This is a genomic window from Streptomyces sp. NBC_01288, assembly GCF_035982055.1.
In the GTDB taxonomy this organism is placed as follows: domain Bacteria; phylum Actinomycetota; class Actinomycetes; order Streptomycetales; family Streptomycetaceae; genus Streptomyces.
On record NZ_CP108427.1, the window covers coordinates 10479501 to 10493901 of the forward strand.

Consider the following 14401-nt stretch of genomic DNA (forward strand, 5'->3'; position numbering starts at 1 on the left):
CCCGCGGGTTGTCACCGCAGTCCGCTGTAGGCGGCCATGACGATCTCCATGCCGCGGTTGTCCTCCTGCTCCTCCCGGTCGATCATCTGGTTCATCACGTAGGCCACCGTCATCCGTGCGTCGGGGTCGCTCACGACCAGCGAACCGCCCCATCCGCCCCAGCCGAAGGTGTTGCCGAACTTCCCGAAGCCCACGGTCCAGGACATCGGCGTCCGCAGCACCCGGTCCTCGCCGCGGAACACCTCCTGCCACGCGGGCTCGCAGCCCCGGGGAGACAGCAGCCGCACGCCACCGGCCGAACCCCGGTTCGCCAGGACCGACTGGACGAGGGCGACGGACCGGGCGTTGCCGAAGCCGTTCACCGCGGGGATCTGCGCACGGCGCCAGGCAACGGAGTTGGCATCCCTGACCCGGACCGCGGCACCGGTGTGCTCCCGGCGTGTGCCGTCCGGTCCGAGCGGTGCGCCGGCGGTGAACTCGTCGGTCTGTGACGGTGGCGGGATGAGCGGTGCGACGCGGTGGTCGTCGGCGGCGGAGAGCCCGATGTGGAAGTCGGCGCCCAGCGGTCCGGCCACCTCCTCGGCGAAAAAGTCGCCGAGGCTACGGCCGGTGACGCGGCGGACGATCTCACCGATCAGGAACCCGAAGGTGAGCGCGTGGTACCCGGCGGCTGTGCCCGGTTCCCATTCGGGGGCCTGCGTGGCCAGCCCCGCCGTCACGCTCTGCCAGTCGTAGAGGTCCTCGACCGCCGTCGGCCCGGTCAGGTCCGGCAGCCCCGCGGTATGGGACAGCACATGGCGTACCAGCAGGCGCTCCTTGCCCGCCGCGGCGAACTCGGGCCAGTAGGCGGCGACCGGCGCGGACAGATCGAGCAGGCCCTGGTCGGCCAGGACGAGCGCGCACAGGGCGGTCATGTTCTTGCTCGTCGAGTTCACGCCCGTGAGGGTGTCCCGCTCCCAGTCGACGCTACGGTCCGCGTCGGCGTACCCGCCCCAGAGGTCGACCACCGGCTCGCCGTCGAGGTGGACGGCGACCGAGGCACCCACGTCGTCCTTGCCGAGCGAAGCCGCGAGGGCCTCCTCGACCGCGGCGAACCGCGGCTCGCACAGCCCTTTAACATCAGTCATGTGCACAAGCCTCGGGCAACGCCGGGGCCGCCCGCCCGACAATTCCCGCACGGCTTGTGTCGGGCAGGGCGCGAAGGAATCACGTACACCTGAAGAGGGCCCGGCCGACCGTAGGAGTTGCCGCGTCGGGGTGCGCATTCCTGCGGGGGAGACTCAGGGAAGAGGGACGGGTACACGTGCTGGAGCGGCTGAACCAGGCGCTGGACCACCTGGAGGCCCACCTCGACCAGGAGGTCGACGTGGCCGGGGCGGCCCGGATCGCCGCGGTGTCGGAGTACCACTTCCGGCGGATGTTCTCCGCCCTCGCCGGGATGCCGCTCCCGGTCTACGTGCGGCGCCGCCGGATGACGCTCGCCGCGGCCGAGGTGGTGGCCGGGGAACGCACGCTGCTCGATGTCGCGGTGCGCTACGGCTACGGCTCGGGCGAGGCCTTCGCCCGGGCGTTCCGGTCGGTGCACGGCATCGGCCCGGGCGAGGCACGGCGCACGGGCGCCCTGCTCACGGCACAGCCCCGCATGTCCTTCCGCGTCGTCGTCGAAGGCAGTACGACCATGCGGTACCGGATCGTGCAGAAGGAGGCGTTCCGGATCGTCGGCAGGAAGGCCCGCGTCTCGCTGGTGCACGAGGGCGTCAACCCGGCCGCCGCGGCACACGTGGAGAACCTGGACGAGCGGGCGATCGTACGGATGAAGGGGCTGGCCGGCCGGGAACCGGAGGGAATCCTGTCGGCAGCGGTATACCTGACCGACAGCCGGGAGGAGGGCGCCGAGGCGGACTACTGGATCGGCGTGGCCACCGGCCCGGAGACGGCCGTCGAGGAACTCGACGCCCTCGACGTGCCGGCCGGGACCTGGGCGGTCTTCGACAACGACGGGCCCTATCCGAGCGCGCTCCAGGAACTGTGGCGCGACGTGTTCACCCAGTGGTTCCCCTCGAACCCGTACACGAGCCGGCCGGGTCCGGAACTCCTGCGGACGCACCTGGTGGAGATCGGCGAGGAGACCCACTCCCAGTTGTGGATTCCGATCGAGCGGAACAGCGGAAACGCCGCCGTGTGAACACGGTCCGCCGAACGGCGGGGAAGCTTCGGTTCGTGTCGCATCCTGACAGGCAGGCAGGCAGGCAGGCAGGCAGGCAGGCAGGCAGGCAGGCAGACGGGCCGACTGTGACGCAGGCCATGAGTCTCGTCGCCCGATCGTGGAATGCGTGAGCGCGTGCCGCGGCTGTAGTGCTCGTAGAATTTCTCTGCCTTCAAGGGCGCATCGGGCAACGGTGGCCGGCGCGACAGACCACAGAAACAGGGCGAACAGGACGCAGCACGGTCCCGCCCACCCACCCCGCACCTGTACGCAGACCGCCGCCCGTGAAAGGTACTTCCGCTCCATGCCACTGGCCCTGCTGGCCCTTGCCCTCGTCGCGTTCGGAATCGGAACGACCGAGTTCGCCACGATGGGACTGCTGCCCCAGATCGCCCACGGCGTCGGCGTGTCCGTGCCGCACGCAGGCAACCTCGTCTCCGCTTACGCGCTCGGTGTCGTCGTCGGGGCACCCGTCCTGACCGGCATCGGCGCGCGCATCGCCCACAAACGGCTCCTGCTCCTGCTGTCCGCACTGTTCGTGGTCGGCAACGTCGCCTCCGCTCTCGCCCCGAACTTCGGCCTGCTGTTCGCCGCACGGTTCCTGGCGGGCCTGCCCCACGGAGCACTGTTCGGCGTGGGCGCCGTCGTGGCCTCCCGGCTGGTCGCCCCCGAACGCGCCGGGCGGGCCGTGTCGAGGATGTTCCTCGGACTCACCGTCGCCAACATCGTCGGCGTCCCGGCCGGCACCGCCCTCGGGCAGCATCTCGGCTGGCGGTACGCCTACTGCGCGGTCGCCGTCATCGGCCTTGTCGCGCTGGCGGCGCTGGCCGCTTTCGTCCCCCACCAGCCCCGCGGCAGCCAGGCCGGCATCCGGCAGGAACTACGGGCGATGAGCAACCGGCAGGTCGCCCTGGGCCTGGCCACCGCCGTCGTGGGATTCGGCGGTTTCTTCGCCGTCTACAGCTACCTGGTACCGATCCTCACCCACCTCACCGGCCTCTCCGACTCCTCCACGACATGGGTCCTCGCGCTCTACGGCATCGGAATGACGCTGGGCACACTGATCGCGGGCCCGCTCACCGACCGGGCCCTGCGCCCGACGCTGTACGGCGGCCTCTTCCTGCTCGGCGCGACGCTCGTGGCGTTCTACTTCACCGTCCACAGCACCGTCCCCGCCCTGGTGACCCTCGCCTTCATGGGCGCGATGGGCGCCCTGGTCACCACCCCCGTGCAGATGCTGCTCATGGCCAAGGCGAAGAACGCCCCCACGATGGCCGCGGCCTCCAACCACTCCGCCTTCAACCTGGCCAACGCCGGCGGCGCCTGGCTCGGCGGCCTGGCCATCTCCGCCGGCTGGGGCTGGGCCTCACCGGCCCTGGTCGGCGCGACGCTCGCCGCGGCCGGCCTGGGCCTGGCCGTCTTCGCGGGCCTCACGGACCGCGATTCCGGCAGCTCCGCACTGATCACTTCCTCGTCGGCCCTGCCCCCGTCGGAGCCTTTGCCGACGACGTCTCAAGCGCGGACCGGCGGCGACGCGTAAAGGGCCTCGAACACCGTTCCTGTCCTGCCGGTTCATGGCGTCAGCACGATCCACGATCCTGCCGAACACCGTGCCCGCGTCCATCGCGTGGTGGGCCAGGGCCGCCTGACGCAACGGCAGCACCTCGTGGACGACCGTGCGCAGGTCTCCCTGCAAGGCGTCGTCGAACTGGGACGATCGCACGGTTCGCCACTCGGCGCCGGACACGGTGCCGGAGCTGAAGGCGGCGAACGACAGTGACCTGCGGAAGGTGCCCATTGGCCGCATAACGAGTCCGCCGATGGGAAGCGCCCAGGTCCCGTAGGCGCGCGCCACGTTGCGCGGACGAGGTGGTGATCGCCACCGCGCCCGCCGCACCGTTCCTGGCTGCGAGCTGGTCCCGCAGATGCTGCGGGTCGCGGGCCCCTGCCTGGTCGAAGGCGTCGGCGACGACCTGCTCCGGGCGACGGATCACCGAGGCGGCGCACTATTTCCGTTCCGCCCTTGTGCCCGGTCTTGCGGGTGCGGCTGTACGGGCGGCGGGGGTGAGGCGCATGACGGGGTTCCCTCTCGAAGATGTCAGACAGTCGTGATCTTCGGAGCGGAACAGCCGCTGCTCCGGCGCCGATTCTTCTGCACCCCACTGGCATGGACGTTAGTCACACTCCGGGCCGACGGCTCCTTCCGGCAGCCTGCCCGGCACCGCGGCGATGCTGTACATCGTGGCGGAACCGCGGCCTCGCGCCCCGTCATCGATGGGCGGGCTCAGTCACGGAGCCCGCCCACCGCACCAGGGGTGAAGGACGCACCACCGACCATCAGGGGCCCGTCGAATGGCCTGTCCAGCACCGTCGACCACTACTTCGGCCTGTATTCACTTGGATGCGTGCTCTTCGAAACAGTCGCCGGCCGTCGGCCCTTCACTGTCCCTCACGGACGAACGCGGATGATCGTCTTTCCCTTGCGTCGCTCGGTCGGATTGAGAGCGGTGACGGCATCGTCGAGGGGCGAGACGTCGTCGATGTTCGTCCGCAGCCGTCCGTCCCGAACCCGCCGCACGATCTCACCCAGTTCGGCACGATCGGCCTCGACGACGAAGTCCACCGCCAGGCCGGCAGCGGGCCGTGCCTCGACCGGGCCGACGACGGACACCAGCGTTCCTCCGGCCTTGACCAGGTCGGCGGACCGCTTCTGAATGTCACCGCCGATGACATCGAAGACCAGATCGACGCCGCCGACGTCTTCCAGCGCGTCGTTCTCCAGGTCGACGAACTCATGCGCGCCGAAGTCGAGTGCCTTCTCACGGTCCGCGGCGCGTCCGGTGCCGATGACGTAGGCGCCGGCCTCACGTGCCAGCTGGGTCACCATCGTCCCGACCGCCCCGGCCGCGCCATGGGCGAGGACGGTCTGGCCGGCCTGAAGGCGGCCGTGCTGGAACAGGCCCTGCCACGCGGTCAGACCTGAGATCGGCAGGGACGCGCCCACCGTGAAGTCGACGTCGCCGGGAAGCGGTGCGAGGTTGCGTGCTTCGATCGCCACATACTCCGCCAGCGTGCCGTCACGGTGCCAGTCGGCGAGGCCGAACACCCGCTGGCCGACCGACAGCCCCGTCGTGCCGTAGCCGAGGGAGGCGACCACTCCGGCCAGTTCGTGGCCGGGGATCGACGGTGCCCTGTCACGGCCGGCCCGATCGGTCCAGGTCGACGGCCACTCCATCTCGGTCGGGACGAATCCCGACGCGTGGATCCGAACGACGACATCGTTGATCGCCGCCTGCGGCTCGGGCCGCTCCACCAGAGTCATCCCGGCCGGTCCCGCGGCCTGGTCCGTCACCACGATCGCTTTCATGGGAATCACTTCCTCGATCATCTGTCTCTTCGGTGGAAATCTCGGTGGAAATCTCGCAGGGACGTAAAGCCCGTCCGACATCACCTCGGCGAGGCCGACAGACGCGGCCGGCGATCTGGACGGCGTCGGCCGGACTGCTACGCGCTCGTCGTCATGTCTCCGACCTTAGGAGCGGAGTAGCCCAGGAGCGTGGTCCATTTCCAAGGTAGATCCTTGGGCCACTTTGGAGTTCAGTCCTTCGTCCCCCGTACTCACTGGGGAAACGTCGTCGGCGTTGCGCCACGGGAACCCGAAGGTCGCCTAGGGACTGTCCGGGCGATCATGGGCGGAGCCTCGACGGTGTTGCGCTTCTTGTAGCGGTCCTCGTCGAAGCCAGTCGGCCGTCCGCCGCGCGAGCCTTTGCGCAGGCGGGCGGCCTGGCTGTCGGTCTTCTCGGGGATCGTGTGCCGGATTCCGCGTCGCCGCAGGTATTCGCGGACGGGCCCGTTGCTGTAGGCCTTGTCTGCGGCGAGGCTGTCCGGCTTCTTGCGGGGCCTGCCCGGCCCTGGCCGGGGCACGCGGATCTTGTCCAGGACGGGCTTGAACTGCGTGCAGTCCGCTCGCTGGCCTGCGGTGACGATCAGGGACAGCGGGCGGCATCGGCCGTCCGCGCTCAGGTGGAGTTTGCTGGTGAACCCGCCGCGCGAGCGGCCCAGGCCCTCGCTTGCAGCGCCACCTCCACCAGGCGGGTGCCCAGGCTCTGCCACGGCGTCTCGTCCTGGTGTTCCACCTCGCCGGCCCCCTTTGACGCGAGGGCCGACGGCGGGTCGGTGCGGGCGCCGGCCGCGTGCTGATGCGCGCGGACGATGGTGGAGCCCACCGAGATGTCCCAGTCGACTTCGCCTGTTGCGTCGGCCGCGGCCTGGACCTGCTGGAGCAGACGCTCCCACGTGCCGTCGGCGGACCACAGCCGGTGGCGTTCGTAGACGGTCTTCCACGGGCCGAATCGTTCGGGCAGGTCACGCCACTGAACGCCGGTCCGTACCCGGTACAGAATCCCGTTGATCACCTGCCGGTGATCCCGCCACCTGCCACAACGCAGGTTGCTGACCGGCAGGAACGGCCGCAACCGTTCCCACTCGGCATCACTCAGATCACCCCGCCCCATGCCCACATCAACGAGCTCGGCACGCGAAGTAGTCACATGATCGGCCGGACAAGTCCTAGCCATTACCTTTTTTCGTAGAGCCCGGTGGCAGGTGCCGTTCCCGCAGTGGATGGGGAAACATGTTGGCCGGCTGTCGGCGGGCTGCGAGGATGCGTCTGTTTCTCCGGGGGAGGATATTTGTTCGTTTTCGTGTGTGTGGGATGCGGCGCCGAGTTGACCACTCCGCTGTCCGAGGTCTCACTGCCGGTCCACGCCCGTCAGAACTACGGGAACGGGATCCAGCTTCCGGTGCTCATGCAGTCAGGGACGTTTGCCGTGGACCCGGACCCCTGGGGAGGGCCGTGGCGGATGTGGGACGAGATCGATCCGGGCGAGGCGGAGGCACGCGGCATCTACGCGCCGGTCCACGCCCTGTCCGACGGCACGCCTGGGGCGAGTGTCATCGCGCCCGGCGATATCCGGGGGACCCGGCTGATTCCTGAGGAGCGCGGCGGTGCCTGCTGCGGTCTCGACGGAGCCGACGGGCCCAACATGGCCTGCGAGGCATGTGACCTCCCCGTGGCGACCAGAGTCGACGACTGCTCGCTCTGGCAGGCAGTGCGGCTGAGCTCGGACGCCGTGCACCGCGTCCCCGTCGACGGTACTCACGCTACGTCCCTCTCCTGGGCGGAGCTGGCAGAGCAGGGGGAGCCGACGCCCCCGTTCGAGCCGATTGCCACGTGGGGAGGAGGGTTGGGGTCGAGCCACTACTGGTTGTGGAGTCCGCAGTGGGAGGCGGCAGCCGGCCAGGCGCTCGCCCACCTGTTGGTTGCCTCCCAAGGTCAGCCGGTGGAGGTCCCGGGCGGTCTGACCGCGGAGGTCTTCCAACGCACGCTCGACGCCCTGCTGCCCCCAGGCCCCCCGAAGCGGCGCGCCGAACTGGCCGGGCCGGGGCAGCCTTCCCCGGACGCGGGCGTCGACATCCTCCTCGTACCGGTCCATCCTCAGACCGGTCAGGTCTGGACCCCCGCCAGCCCGACCGCTACGGCATACCTGGTACCCCTGCCGCTGGGGGTGTGGCTGTGGCTGGTCTCTCCCCAGCCCTACTTGCCGGTTCCCGCCTCGGGCCGCATACCCCAAGACGTCCTCCGCGACGACCCACTCCCGTTGCTCCCCAACTGCCTGTTCCAGGCCGACCGGGGAACGTTCCAGCACACCTTGGTCCGGCTACCAGCCGTGCGCAGCCCGTGGCTGCGCACGATTCTCGAGAACCTCGCGCAGGGCACCGGCCAGCCTCTTCTCGCGCTCTGACCGCGACGGTCCACCGGGTCCGGGTCCGGGTCTGGGTCTTCCGTCGGCGCTGACGATCTCGGAGTATCGAAGAATGGGGAGTCGGGAGGATCTGGCCGAGGCATTCCGGACGGAGGTGGGCGTTGCGTTCGCGTTCCTGGTCGAGGACGCCGGCTTTTCGGGCCCGGAGCAGACCGACAACGGGCTTCTCTTCCACAGCGTCGGCCTGGACGTGGAGGTCTGGTTCCTGGACGTGCACGAGCCCGTGGTGACGACGCTGGTCGCCTCGCTCGCATCGGACGGCGTGAGGGCCGGGGACGTATGGCTGGACGAGTTGTATGTCCTGAGCAGATGCGGCCCCGCTCAGGACGTTCCCGGCTCGGCCCCGACCCGGCGGGCCATGCTTAGGCGAGTCCATCAGCATGCCGCTGCGTTGCGCCGGCTCATGCCGCAGTTGCTCACCGCAGAGGGTGCACAGCTCATTGCCCAGTGTCGCCAGGGCTGAGCCGCGGCGACCAGATCCTCATGCGGCCGTGGCTGCGGGCCGTCCGCCCCAGCGGATGCCCTTCTCGATGCGAACGCGGGTGCGTTCGTTGCGTTCGGCCGTGCTTCTTTCACGCCCTGCGTGTGCTGCAACTCCCTCTGCCTATGGGTGTTCTGGGCTTCGTATGTTGGTCTGTTCGCCTGCCGAGGGCATGTCCTCGCAGGGGCACCCCAGCCGTCACCGCACCGGGCGACAGGTGCGCCGGCCGTGCCCGTCGCGGACCAGGGCGCCGCGCTGCGTTTCGAGGCTGCCGAGGTGGCAGGCGACCGTCGATGTGCTGCTGAGTCGGATGCCGTCGGCGATCTGCCTGGCCGACGGGCCCGACCGTTTCGCGAGAGCGGAAACCCATGGATCACGGTTCGGCACGTGCAGGAGCCGTAGACGACCGCGGGGTTGCTGAACTCGGGCTTCATGGCGTCGCCGGGCACGGAGAACTCGAATCCGCTCCACCCGGCAGGGCGGGGCGGCGGATCCGGTGCCTGCCACGGTCGGCGCGACCCGGCCTGTATTCTTGATCCACTTTGCCCGGCGTGTCGTCGAGGCTCGGTTGATCACCGACGGGCGGGAGGAGACGGGGTGGCGGACAGGCGCAACGAGGTCGGGAGACGCCGGACTTGCCGTGTTGAGGGACACGAGGCCGCAGTTCGAAGGGTTCGTCGTCGAGAGGGCGAGGACCGCGATCCGGATGCGTCGCGCGGGAGCCGTGTCGTGGACATCGGCAGCCCGACCGTCGCGGACCGGCACACCCCCGCGATCCGCTTCGCGGCTTGCACACGAGCCGCCGACTGCGCTCGGTCGAGGACGAGGCGGGGCACACCGCGTAGGTTTCACGGACACCGACATGAATCGTCGGTGTCACGGACAGACGAAGAACCCGCCGCGAGATCGCGGCCGTCCGCCTCACGCATGACGGGGAATCGACATTGAACGAGACCAGAACGACGCGTGAGACGGAACGCCACGGACCCGACAAGGCTCTCGGCTCGGCGCGAGCCCTGGCCCGCCTCGCCCTGCTGTGCATCGCGGGAGCGGTGGCCGCGGTGGTGGCCGGCACCAACCATTGGTTCATCCTGCTGCTGGGACTGGCGGGTCTCGGACTGGCCGGCGCGGGCCTGTGGTGGGCGTTGGCGCACCGCGGATTCGCCCGGCTCCTCGGTGCCCTTCTGGCGATCACCGCACCCGTCGGCGTCCTGGTGCTGTACGCCGTGTCGGGCCTGTGGGTGGTCGCGGTGGTCGCCCTCGCGGCGTGGACGGCCGCGCTCGGCTGCGCGCGGAGTGCCCTGCGCCGTCTGCGTAAGCCGCACGGCATGCACACCCGCACGGTACGCCCGCCCCGCCGGGCCGTGCTGATCATGAATCCGAAGTCGGGCGGCGGGAAGGTCGTGCAGTACGGACTCGTGGAACGGGCCGAGGCACTGGGCGCGCGAGTGATCCTGCTCGACCTCGACACGGATCCGGATCCGGTGGCACTGGCCCGGCAGGCCGTGGCCGAAGGAGCCGACCTGCTCGGTGTGGCCGGCGGCGACGGCACCCAGGCCCTGGTGGCGGGAGTGGCCGCCGAACACGGTCTGCCGTTCATGGTCGTGACGGCCGGCACCCGCAACCACTTCGCCATGGACCTCGGCCTGGACCGGGACGATCCGGTGAGCAGCCTGGACGCGCTCTCGGACGGTGTGGAACTCCGCGTCGACCTCGGAGACATCGCCGGCCGGCCTTTCGTCAACACCGCCTCGTTCGGTACGTACGCGCACATCGTGCAGAACCCCGACTACCGCGACGCCAAAGCGGTCACCGCGCTCGACCAGTTGCCGGACCTGCTGGCGGGCGAGGCGGGCGCCGCACTCAGTGCCCGGACCGACGAAGAGCGGTTGGAGGCCCCGCAGGCGGTGTTGGTCAGCAACAACCCCTACGCACGGGCCGACCCCCTGACCGGTGGCCGCAGGGAACGGCTCGACACGGGCGAGCTCGGCGTGATCGCGGTCCAGGTCGGGGGCGCCGTACAGGCCGCCGAACTGGCGCTGTTGGGGGAGCGGGCCAGCGGCATGACGGTCCTGACGACCCGCAGCGTCGTCGTGGAGTCCGACGAGGAGGCGATCCCGGTGGCCGTGGACGGTGAGGCACTCGTCCTGCCTCCGCCCGTCGTGTGCTCCATACGGCCCGGCGTGCTGCGGGTCCGCGTGCCGCGGGAACGCCCCGGCGCACCGTATGTCGCACCGACCGTCGACTGGTACCGCGTGATACGCCTCGCCTTCGACCTGTCGCCCCACGCACGCGAGAGCCACGACCGAGCAACCCCCTCACGCGACAAGTACCAGGAGCAGAGCGATGATTGACCGTCGGACTCGTCGGCAGCGAGTACCCCAGGGCCTGCTGCGCGACCTCGCCGGCCTCGACCAGGCCCTCTACGAGGCCGTGACGGTCACCAGCACACCCGCACTGGACTCGGCGCTGCGCCGACTGTCCGCCGCGGCCGATCACTCCAAGATCTCCCTTCTGATCGCCGCCACCCTGGCCCTGCGCCCCGGCCGCTCCCGCCGCGCCGCGGTGCTCGGCGTGGCAGCGATCGGCGTCGCGTCCACCACGGCCAACCTCCTGGGCAAGCGTCTGGTACGGCGACCACGCCCGCACCGTGCCGAGGACTCGCCGTTCCCGGGTCGGCACGTCCCCATGCCGGCGTCCGCATCGTTCCCCTCCGGTCACACGGCGTCCGCCGTCGCCTTCGCCGCGGCGGTCGGGCCCGCGTTCCCGGCCGTCACGGTCCCTCTCGGACTGCTGGCCTGTGCCGTGGGCTACTCGCGCGTTCACACCGGGGTGCACTACCCGGGCGACGTTGTCGCCGGCGCCGTCCTCGGAACGGCCGCGGCCGCGGCGGTCCTGGCGGCGGCCGCACACCGGGACGGTTCGGTCGGCGGTAGAGAGCTGTGCGCCTGACCTGTGGCTCTTCGGCCCGGTGATCGCCCGTTGTCCGGGCGCTCGGGCGTCCGGACGGCAGGCATCTCCCGATACCCGGATCGCCTCATCTCATAGTTGAACGCGTTCAAAAATGCTGCCATGATGGGTCTCGCCATCCGGGGAGGATGCTGGGGGAGAGGATCACCGTCATGACGAGCTCACTTCTCATGCCGCGAGGCCGTGTCCGCACACGTGGCGCCGACATGGGAGAAGCGGCGGGCAGCACGGCTCCGACGCGGATTCTCGACTGGCGGCATCCGAACGTCTCGTCCCTGCTGCGCCGTCTCGACCTGCCGACGGACACGGAAGACGCCTCGGACGCCTGCCGAACGGCGGCCCTGCGGCAGGCCCACCGATGGATCGCCACGGCCGTGCGGCCGGTGTACTCGGTGCAGGACGAGCGACCCGTCTCGGAAGTGCTGCGCCGGGGACGGGGGTCGTGCGGCCAGCGGCTGGCGGTGCTGGAGGCGGTCGCGCGGGCGACCGGAGTGGCCACGCGTGTGCGCGGCCTGTTGGTCGACGGCAGCTTCTGGTACCCGCGCTTCCCCCGGGCTCATCGGCTGATCCCGCACCAAGTCGTGCTCGCATGGCCGGAGTTCCACATCGAAGGTCCGTCGCGGAACGGCCGCCCCACCGCGCCGTGGCTGACGGCTTCGGAACTCTTCGGTGGCCTCGACGAGTTGAACGAAGCCGGCGGCGGCTTCACGAACACCGGCCCGGAGACGCTCTTCGAGGCGCTGTCCCGTACGGCGATCGACTGGGACGGCACGACGGTCTGCCCGGCCACCGGTCCCTCGTGCGACCTCTCGGCCTACGTCCGGACCGACCTCGGCCCTTTCGACTCACGTGACGAACTCTTCGCTCGGCACGGCCAGAGCCTCTGCGGAACGGCGAGACTGCTGGCCGAACCCGTCATGAGCCGCCGTTCGGCAGGGGCCTGAGGGCTCGCAGCGCATCAACACGGCGGTGCTCGCCGCCAGGAGGCCTACCGGTCGAGGTGGGCGGCGTGATCGTGCTCGGCCCTCACGACACCGAAGTCGTGCCGCACGAGTGGTGTACCCGGATGAGACCCGCAGGTTCGCGCGACGCCGTGCACAGCGGCCCTTCCGCCGGCGTCGCCCGAGTTCACAGCCCAGCCCGTGCGGGGGACACCACACCGTGGAATCGGGCGATCCCCACCCGTCGAGTCCCGGCGATTCGGCGGTAGCTCAGCCGTCGACAGCCTGGACGACGAGCTGTGGGTCCAGACCGGTGAGCTCTGCGATGCGGGGCGCGGGAACCCCGGTCGTGAGCGCGCGGTGGACCAGGGACCGCCAGTCCTGGGTGGTGTCCCGGAAGTCGAGCAGTTCGGCCTCCATGTCCGTCACGGACCGGGGTGCGCACGCCTGTTGGACCCGCACCGTCTCCTCCTCGCTCAGCGGGACCGGCAGACGCTCCGCGTCCCCGGGGATGAGCACCTCGGCGCCGGAGGGGACGATCCGCACACACCCGGAGGAGGAGGGGACCCCGTGAGCGTGCAGCCATCCCAGCACCGCCGGAGTCTCGGCGCACTCCAATTCGCCCACGGCCGCCAGAGCCGCACCGAGTCGCGGATGGCGCTCGGGAAGGACGAACAGCAAGGCATCGTCGGCCATGGGAATGGCACCACCCTCCAGGGAAAACCGGAACGCGCACGTCAAGCCCATACCCCCGGAAGGCACTTCGACCCCAACATCCTTGCCGACTCATTCGGAGGGAGGGAGGCTGGTTGTGGTCAGTCGGTGTACACCTCGGCCCGGTCCACGCTCACGAACGACGCCGTCGACCGGGTGTTGTGCTCGCCCGTCACCCGGATCCGCAGGGTCTGTCGGCCGGGGGCGGGTTCGGGGCCGACGTACTGGACGGTCTCGCCTGTGCGGATCGCCCCGTAGAAGTCGACCCGGGTCTCTGCCCCGCCGTCGATGCTGAGGGTGGCGATGCCGTTGCCGGGATGTGGTGGTCGGGCATTGGATCGTGGTGCGGGAGAGCAGTGGAGGCTGAGGCCGCTGCTGGGGCCACCGGCTCTCCGTGAGGGACGAGCCGGCAGACGGTGGTGTCGACGGTCTCGTCCGTCGGCGTCAGCGACTGGCGACCAGTGCGGCCCGTCCCGCACGCGCTGCCGCCCGGGGCTTGTCACGGTGGACCGTCCGCCGTCGCCGTCTCGGCCTCCGTCGCTTCGTCGTCGTGCGGTTCTGCCGCGTGCGGGATCAGACGTCGGTGCACGGTCAAGTTCTCGACGCGGTAGGACAGTTCGGTGGTCTTGGCGTCGGGGCGAAGGTGGTAGCGGCCGGCGCAGACGGAGAGGTTGACGATGAGGTACGCGTGCCAGCCGGATCCGACGCCCCGTCCGTCGGCGAAGACCCGGGTGCCGTTGAGTGTCCAGACGACACTGCGGCGGCCGAAGGTCACTCCGAGGTCGATGACGGCACCCGGACTCACCGCCGGATGGTGGAGACAGGTGTGCCCTTCGCGGACGTGATTGCTGAGTTCGAGCAGGTCGGGGTTGTCGGGGTGGTACTCGAAGACGTCGACCTCGTTGCCTCCGTCGCGCCAGGTCCAGATCGCAGGCCAGGCACCGAGCTCGCTGGGCAGGTGGACGCGGGCCTGGAGCTGGTCGCCGGTGCGGAGCGTGAAGGCCTCGTCGCTTCCCTCGGTGGTCAGCAGTCCGGTGTCCCACCAGCCGTCGGTCCTGCGGGTGGCGCGGAAGGTTCCGGTGCGGGAGTAGGCCGGGTCGGGGGTGAGGTGGTCCAGCTTGTTGTCGCCGGGGTTGGTGGGGCCGCCGTCGGGATAGGCCCAGGAACGGCCGGCCACCCATTGGCTGGTGGAGGTGAAATCGGCTGTGAAGACGACATCGCTCACATACGGCTCCCTCGGTGGGGTGGAGATGGAGGTGGAGGG

At 70.2% G+C, this 14401-nt stretch carries 11 protein-coding genes and 3 pseudogenes; 7 read left to right on the plus strand and 7 right to left on the minus strand.

All coding sequences use genetic code 11. From position 1 onward, the window contains the following. Positions 1 to 11 precede the first annotated feature (11 nt). Complete coding sequence (locus OG194_RS47205) at positions 12 to 1127, minus strand: serine hydrolase domain-containing protein (RefSeq protein ID WP_327406907.1); 1116 nt, start codon at positions 1125 to 1127, stop codon at positions 12 to 14. 176 nt (positions 1128 to 1303) lie between these two features. Here OG194_RS47205 and OG194_RS47210 point away from each other — a divergent pair, with 176 nt between their 5' ends. Together OG194_RS47210 and OG194_RS47215 are read left to right on the plus strand one after the other, a co-directional pair. Next, complete coding sequence (locus OG194_RS47210) at positions 1304 to 2185, plus strand: AraC family transcriptional regulator (RefSeq protein ID WP_327406908.1); 882 nt, start codon at positions 1304 to 1306, stop codon at positions 2183 to 2185. Between the two features lie 325 nt (positions 2186 to 2510). Then, positions 2511 to 3746, plus strand: a complete 1236-nt coding sequence (locus OG194_RS47215) for an MFS transporter (RefSeq protein ID WP_327406909.1) — start codon at positions 2511 to 2513, stop codon at positions 3744 to 3746. A gap of 51 nt (positions 3747 to 3797) precedes the next feature. Here the strand turns inward: OG194_RS47215 and OG194_RS47220 are convergent. The 3 genes and pseudogenes from OG194_RS47220 to OG194_RS47235 form a co-directional block, all read right to left on the minus strand. Next, a pseudogene (locus tag OG194_RS47220) lies at positions 3798 to 4122 on the minus strand (NADPH:quinone reductase); the annotation flags it as partial. A 533-nt stretch (positions 4123 to 4655) separates the two neighbouring features. After that, positions 4656 to 5573: an NADP-dependent oxidoreductase gene (locus OG194_RS47230; RefSeq protein ID WP_327406910.1), complete on the minus strand. Its 918-nt coding sequence runs from the start codon at positions 5571 to 5573 to the stop codon at positions 4656 to 4658. A gap of 332 nt (positions 5574 to 5905) precedes the next feature. Next, positions 5906 to 6720: pseudogene (locus OG194_RS47235) on the minus strand (IS5 family transposase); the annotation flags it as partial. A gap of 177 nt (positions 6721 to 6897) precedes the next feature. On the opposite strand from OG194_RS47235, the gene OG194_RS47240 reads away from it, so the two are divergent. From OG194_RS47240 to OG194_RS47260, 5 genes are all read left to right on the plus strand, one after another. Beyond that, a complete protein-coding gene (locus OG194_RS47240; RefSeq protein ID WP_327406911.1) occupies positions 6898 to 8010 on the plus strand; it encodes a hypothetical protein in 1113 nt (370 codons plus the stop codon). Positions 8011 to 8083: 73 nt separating this feature from the next. Further along, positions 8084 to 8494 (plus strand): hypothetical protein, encoded by a 411-nt coding sequence (locus OG194_RS47245; RefSeq protein WP_327406912.1) that lies wholly within the window; start codon positions 8084 to 8086, stop codon positions 8492 to 8494. Between the two features lie 962 nt (positions 8495 to 9456). After that, positions 9457 to 10866 (plus strand): diacylglycerol/lipid kinase family protein, encoded by a 1410-nt coding sequence (locus OG194_RS47250; protein ID WP_327406913.1) that lies wholly within the window; start codon positions 9457 to 9459, stop codon positions 10864 to 10866. Continuing rightward, entirely contained in the window at positions 10859 to 11464 is a 606-nt protein-coding gene (locus OG194_RS47255) for a phosphatase PAP2 family protein (protein ID WP_327406914.1), read from the plus strand. Before OG194_RS47250 ends, OG194_RS47255 begins: the two co-directional genes overlap by 8 nt. A gap of 170 nt (positions 11465 to 11634) precedes the next feature. Beyond that, entirely contained in the window at positions 11635 to 12426 is a 792-nt protein-coding gene (locus tag OG194_RS47260; RefSeq protein WP_327406915.1) for a transglutaminase domain-containing protein, read from the plus strand. A 267-nt stretch (positions 12427 to 12693) separates the two neighbouring features. Here OG194_RS47260 and OG194_RS47265 read toward each other — a convergent pair whose 3' ends face one another. The 3 genes and pseudogenes from OG194_RS47265 to OG194_RS47275 all read right to left on the minus strand — a co-directional run bounded on the left by OG194_RS47265 (position 12694) and on the right by OG194_RS47275 (position 14362). Next, positions 12694 to 13119, minus strand: coding sequence for a DUF6003 family protein (locus OG194_RS47265; protein ID WP_327406917.1), 426 nt, complete (start codon positions 13117 to 13119; stop codon positions 12694 to 12696). A 119-nt stretch (positions 13120 to 13238) separates the two neighbouring features. Beyond that, a pseudogene (locus OG194_RS47270) lies at positions 13239 to 13451 on the minus strand (hydrolase); the annotation flags it as partial. 185 nt (positions 13452 to 13636) lie between these two features. Next, positions 13637 to 14362: a beta-glucanase gene (locus OG194_RS47275; RefSeq protein ID WP_327406918.1), complete on the minus strand. Its 726-nt coding sequence runs from the start codon at positions 14360 to 14362 to the stop codon at positions 13637 to 13639. Positions 14363 to 14401 lie beyond the last annotated feature (39 nt).